Genomic DNA, 2,631 nt, shown 5'->3' on the forward strand with positions numbered 1-2,631 from the left:
GGGGATTAAATTTAACTATTTACAACCTTTATCAATTTAGCTAGAACAATAAATCTAGCATTATTAAACTCATAACTACAAGTAGATAAAGTAAGTATTTTATCTCCATAGTTTAATGGAATATTTCTCCAGAAGTAAGCTTTTTGTTTTACTAAATCAATATAATTATTAAATTCAGTTGCATTACTAAAATTAGTTACAATATAAGGATAATCTGCAGCTACAACTCCATCACCAAAAATTTCATAAACATATACTTTACCATCTCTAATAAATTCTATATATTTATTATCATTAAAGAATTTTGTATCTTTAAAGTTACTTATACTTTCAAACATAGTTCCATTTCTCATATTATGACCAAATATAAGCATGTTTTTAGATACTTTTGAGTTCATATCAAGAGCTTCATTAACATTTGTTTTATCATAAATAAATGGATTTCCTTCTATACTTTTTACGTTATAAAAACTATGATGTAAATAATATTCATTATTATTAGTTTGAACTACTGGATAGTTTACATCAGTTCCATTAACAATAAGCCAACCTTGATAATCACTATTTATCTTTTTAAGCTCTGCTGCTTTAGCTTCAATTTTTTCAATTTCAGCTTTAGTAAAGTAATCTAAGTTTTCAGCTTTACTAGGATCTATATCCATAACTTTCTGAACTTTTTTTGTTTGTTCATTTCCAATATGGTATTCATATTGTTTATATAAAATCTTTCCTATACAAAATATTACAATCAGTATTAATATAACATTTATAACTCTTATAATATTTTTTTTCTTTTGTCTATCCATACAATCTCCTTACGTTTTCTTTTATAAATACATAATTAAATTATATCATATATTGAAATCATAATTTATTTTCCAATTGTTGTTTTTAATATATTTACATAAAAAATACACCTTTGGATATAGATTGACCTAATTATATCCAAAGGTGTATTTATAAGCGTACTAATATATGAGGACCTAATTCATATATTAGTATAAAAATAATTGATAAAAAAACCACTGTCATTAATTTAACATATTTAGGTTCTTCTTTCAATATTTTTATACTCAAATGTAACTTTTTTTAACCAAACGGTCATTAAAATTTATCTAATATCATTTCTTTATTATCTATAAATGTATCAAAAATTTCTTTAACTTCTTTCAATTTTAATCTACTTACTGGAATAGTTTCTCCAGATATAAGTGTTATCTCTGTTCTATCTATTTCTTTTATAAAATATAAATTTACTAAAAATGACCTATGACATCGTACAAATCGTAATTTTTTTAATTCATTTTCTAACTTACTAATTTGTTCATTAAATTCAATCTTCTTATTTTTATATTTAAAATATGTTACACGATTTATCACTTCAATATATTCGATATCCCTTACTTTTAATCTAACATGCTTTCCATATTTTTTTACTAGTATAAACTTTCCTTCTATTAAATTTTTTTCTACAATCAATTTTCTAAACTGCTTTTTTAATCGTTCACCTTCTTCAGGTTTTTTTAATATGTAATTAAATGCACCTATATCTAAACATTTAAATATTTTATTTACATTTTTAGATATAAATATAATACTTGTACTTAAACTATGTCGTTTTATTTTCTCCCCAATTTCTAGTATATTTAATTTTTCATTATCTATATCTAAAATAAACCCATCACATAAAAGATTATCATTTTCAATTAATCTAAGTATTTCTAAACCGTCTTTAAAAATTTTAAACTCAACTGCAATTTTACTTTCGTTAACTACTTCTTGTGTATTTCTTAGTAATAACTGTTTATACTCTTCATCACATCCACAGTAAATACCTATTCTTATCATATTACCTCCTATTACAAATTAATTTACTAAATTATTTAAGAAATGATTAATAATTAATTATTTTTTTCCATGTATAGAAATAAAATTTTAAGAGAGAGATTTAGTTATAATCTCTCTCTTAGAACTATATTACATAATTAAAAATAATTGGTCCATTATGATAATCATAATATTATTTTTAAATTGGTTCTTATAAAACTTGAGTGGTCCTATTTAATTTCAACTTAAATAATCAAATTCTATTTATATGTAATTATATTTTTTAATTGTACTAAATTGGTCCATTTAATACTGACTAATGCTGATTTTTTTATCAATTATTTCATTGTAAATGAAATATAAATTTCATCTACAATATTATTATGCCATATTTTAAATGAAATTTAAATAGTTTTTGAAAAAAACTATTTTTTTATTCATTTTTGACATTTCACTCCTGTTTTTTAACATTTCATCATTTTATATTTAATTTATTATCTGTTTATTACCAAAATTTAAAATGCTATAAATTTATTAAAAATTTATAGCATTTATATTTTATTTATTTGATTTTAATATTCTTTCTTTTACTTTTCTTAAATTAACACTAATTAATAATCCTAATCCTACTATTGCTCCAAAAACAAAAGGTAATTCACTTTCATCTCCTGTTTTAGGATTAGTAGTTTTCGCACTTGTATTTGTGTTTTTAACTGATGTATTTTCTTTAACATGATTTATATTAGTTGCACCACTTATGTGCGCTACTTTATTTGTAGTTGAATTAACACTAGCTGTTGGCTT

3 protein-coding genes are annotated in these 2,631 nt (G+C 21.7%); all 3 read right to left on the reverse strand.

The features are described from left to right. Nucleotides 1–11 precede the first annotated feature (11 nt). Nucleotides 12–806: a class B sortase gene (srtB, locus tag ACRDDY_RS08735; RefSeq protein ID WP_438564569.1), complete on the reverse strand. Its 795-nt coding sequence runs from the start codon at nucleotides 804–806 to the stop codon at nucleotides 12–14. A gap of 298 nt (nucleotides 807–1,104) precedes the next feature. Next, on the reverse strand, nucleotides 1,105–1,848 hold the full coding sequence (locus ACRDDY_RS08740) for a LytR/AlgR family response regulator transcription factor (RefSeq protein ID WP_438564570.1): 744 nt from the start codon (nucleotides 1,846–1,848) through the stop codon (nucleotides 1,105–1,107). Between the two features lie 537 nt (nucleotides 1,849–2,385). Continuing rightward, on the reverse strand, nucleotides 2,386–2,631 hold a 246-nt coding region (locus tag ACRDDY_RS08745; protein ID WP_438564571.1), incomplete at its 5' end, for an LPXTG cell wall anchor domain-containing protein.

The sequence above is a fragment of the Clostridium sp. genome, from assembly GCF_051656525.1.
Taxonomy (GTDB): Bacteria; Bacillota; Clostridia; order Clostridiales; family Clostridiaceae; genus Clostridium.